This is a genomic window from Candidatus Saccharimonadales bacterium (assembly GCA_036397795.1).
Classification (GTDB): Bacteria; Patescibacteriota; Saccharimonadia; order Saccharimonadales; family DASWIF01; genus DASWIF01.
Window position 1 is genome coordinate 1 of sequence record DASWIF010000072.1, and the last position, 3,613, is coordinate 3,613.

The following is a 3,613-nucleotide window of genomic DNA, read 5'->3' on the forward strand; positions in this document are numbered from 1 at the left end:
TGGAAAAATATGGGTAGGCTGAGAAGCGAGAATATAACCGACGGTATTCGTCCGGCCAGTTCGGTTAGGCCAAAGAGCTTGGTCCAGCCATTCAAAAAAACGTAGTAGAGTGGCGGGTGAATGTCAAAACGCAGCAGTTCCAGCATCTGTCCAAGCGGCAAACTCGCGAAGTGCAAACTGAATGCTTCATCGTAGGACAAGTCGCCAATACGAAAAAGCGCGACTATATATACAATCGCGGCTCCGAGCCAGATCAAGGCGATTGGCAAAACATCCCGCTTTTGTCGGACGTTGTGAAAAAGATTATTTTTTGACGACCACCACATTGACCGGTTTACCCCGCGTCCAAGCCGTCATATTTTTAACCGTGGTTTCTAAAATCCGCTCCAGCGCTTCCCGGGTGTTAAACGCGTTGTGCGGCGTGACAATGGCGCGCGGATGGTCGGTCAGCCGGCTGCTGATTAGCGCGGTTAAAAGTTCGTGGTTTTTGCCGTTGTGTTCCAAATGAGCCAGGTCTTCGCCGAGGGCGTTTTCTTCTTCCAGTACATCCAATCCCACGCCACCGAGCCGACCGGATTCAAGCGCGGTATATAGCGCCGCCGTTTCAACCAAGCCGCCGCGGGAGGTGTTAAGCAATATCGCGCCTTTTTTTATGAGTTTGAGATTTTTAGCATTGATTAAGTGATGCGTGTGTTTGTTATACGGCGCGTGCAAGCTAATAACATCCGAGGTTTTGAGCAGCGTGTTAAGCGAAACAAACCTGACGCCGTGTTTTTTGGCAAAAGCTTTATCTTGTTTAACGTCAAAAGTAATTACCTGCATGCCAAAACCCTTGGCCATGATTACTACGTGTTTGCCAATGTGGCCCAGGCCGACAATGCCAATAGTTTTTCCGGCCAGGTCAAAGCCGGTCAAACCCTTGGGCGAAAAATTACTCCGCCGGGTTCGCTCGACGCACTCAATAATTCGGCGCGAAAGTGTTAGTAACATCGCCAGAGTATGTTCGGCAACGGTGTTCTCGCCATAGAAAGGGACATTACACACCGTAATTTTACGAGCCTTGGCGGCGGCCATGTCAATGTGGTCAAAGCCGGTTGAGCGAGTCGTGATCAAACCCAACTTTGGCAGGCCGTCAATAATATTTTTGTCCGCCGGGGAATTGATAAAGTTGGATAAAACATTAATGTGCTTGATCTTGGGCAAGTGCCGAGGGGAGAGGCGTCCCGGTACAAACACATGTTTGGCTTTGGGTAAAGCGTTTTGAATGTAGCGCTGCTCCCAGGGCGCGATTTGGAAGTGAGCGGCAATAATGGGTTTAGGCATATGGGTACTTGTAGTTTAGCAACATGACGGCTTAACAGCAAATAAATGGTATTGACCGCGGAGTCCAGCCTGCGTTTAAGTGGTAAAGGTTAGCGAGGCGAGCCCGCCATTGCCTACGGTGGCAGGCGCTGGCTGGCGGGGGTGCGTCTGTAAAATTCAACCCCACCTATCCTCCCCTTTTAAATAGGTGAGTGTCTTAGCTCCACCCCACCTATCCTCCCCTTAGCAAGGGGAGGAATTCTTGGAACGGCTTCTGGCTTATACCTTATGACACCTTTTAAATTAGGCTGGGCAGGCTAGAAGGCGAGAACCGTACGGCTTACTTCTCCACTCGATTGACTTTAAACCAGCCCCGCTCGAAGAATAATGTGCTTAGGGTTCGAGCGCTGTCATTCTTGGCCAAAGCGCTTTACCCGTCTTCACTCGCTCTAGCTCGCCAATAAAAACCCCCGCATTGGCGGGGGTTTTTATTGGAGGTAAGCCCACAAGGGTTTACGAGCATCCAGACAGAATGGGCGAGGAGGGAATCGAACCCTCACGAGCTTGCGCTCAACGGATTTTAAGTCCGGTCTGTCTACCAGTTCCAGCACTCGCCCATTCTGTCGGGACGTGCCATTTGCTTCTGCCCCGGCGTGGTTTTAAAACAGTGCTACTATACGTATTTTAGAGTTGATTGTCAACGATAACCGTTGGCCGCCGGTCACTGATTAAACAGAGTATGCCGAGCAGGTAGACACCGGCCGCAATCAGCAGTACCCGCGTAAAGCCAAACTGAATGGCTAGAATTATTGCGAGCGTGCTGCCCATGACTGACGCCGCTCCGTTGACGGCCCAGGACATTGGGATGAGCTGCTGGTGGCCGGTCAGCTCCAGGCGTTTGAAACCGAGCGGCAGCAGCATGCCCATTAATATTGCCGATGGAATTGTCAGCAGCGCGGCCATGGTAATTTTAGACGCAATTGACCAGCCGAGAGTCGCGCTGATTAACGGCGATAAACCCAGGGCGTAGAAAAGTTGAACAAGGGTAATGCCAACGCCCACCAGAATTATGGATTTATTGCGCAGGGGGTTAAGCCGGGCGCTTATAACGCTGCCGAATCCGGCAAACAGCAGCAGCCCGGCCAGCACCACGGAATAGGAATAGATGGGGTGTTCAAGATAGAGGACAAATTTTTGAATCAGCGCCAGCTCAATCAGAATAAATCCGATTCCAAGCCCGCCAAAATAACCGGCGTAGCGCAGGAATGTTTTGCCATGCCCTCGCAGTTGACGGTAGCCGGAAAATGTTAAGCCGGGAAAGCCGATGGTAAAAACAGAAAAGGCAAAAACGGCGATGGCCGCCGCCAGCAGGCCGCCGTCAAAGCTGCCAATCTCGCGGCCATTGAAATGCTTGAAGTTTAAGAGAAAGAAAAAGAACGGCTGATCGTCGGTGGATGCCAGCAGGTTTTTGGAAAAAGTTCTAACAAACTCGTCTCGGTCGGGCGCTCGGAGGTAGTCATCATAGACTGTTCCGCGTTCAGAATCTGGCGCGTATAGAATTTTGAAATTATTGGCTTCGGCAAAAGCCTCGACCTGTGTTATTTCATCCGGCGTGAAGGCCTGGCGTTTCATCAACACATTGTGCAGCTGTCCGCCAATTCGAGGATCGTTTTCAATCACCATAATTTTATTCTCCGGCTCAGTAATTGCCAGCTGCTCCGCGGCATCTAAGAAAAGCGAGAGCAGCCGCGGGCCGCTTTGTTCCCAACGTGAGACGCTCAATATTCCATCTGGCGTCAGTCGCTCAAGGTAGGTCGCGAAAGCCTCGGTCGTGTAGAGATAACTTTCAACCAATGCCAGGTTACCGTTGATAGTTGATGCCCAAGTATCAACCAACGGAATGGTAATAACGTCAAAGCTCTCTTGGCTTTGGCTGACAAAGCTGCGACCCTCAGCCACATGAATGGTAACGCTTGGGTCGGTATAAATTCCGCCGGAGTAGTCTTGAAACTCGTCACGCATGATGGTATCGGTAATAATTGGATTGATATCCACGCCGGTTACCTGATGATCAAAGAGTCTGGCCATCAGCAGGTCGCGTCCGCCGCCACTTCCAATTACAAGTGAAGTTGTGCTCGGGCGGAGCTGAAACGCGATGCTGGACAGATCGGCGCGCAAATAATCCACTTCCCGAATATCGCCATTGAATTTGTAAATCGGCGTGTAGGCCGCGCCGTCAATGCGGATACCGAGTTTTTCCGGGCCGGGAATATGCGCCGGCAGCGAAGAGACGGCTTCAGCCTGGTCATCC

Annotated in this window: 3 protein-coding genes and 1 tRNA gene; all 4 read right to left on the bottom strand. The window is 51.3% G+C overall.

What is annotated here, in order from left to right:
- On the bottom strand, positions 1-269 hold a 269-nt coding region (locus tag VGA08_04075), incomplete at its 3' end, for a hypothetical protein (GenBank protein HEX9679768.1).
- Between the two features lie 34 nt (positions 270-303).
- Positions 304-1,323 carry an NAD(P)-dependent oxidoreductase gene (locus VGA08_04080; GenBank protein ID HEX9679769.1) on the bottom strand — a complete coding sequence of 340 codons (1,020 nt, stop codon included), beginning with the start codon at positions 1,321-1,323 and terminating at the stop codon, positions 304-306.
- Between the two features lie 512 nt (positions 1,324-1,835).
- Positions 1,836-1,919: transfer RNA gene (locus VGA08_04085), tRNA-Leu, on the bottom strand.
- Between the two features lie 67 nt (positions 1,920-1,986).
- A partial coding sequence (locus VGA08_04090; GenBank protein ID HEX9679770.1) for a hypothetical protein occupies positions 1,987-3,613 on the bottom strand: 1,627 nt, incomplete at its 5' end.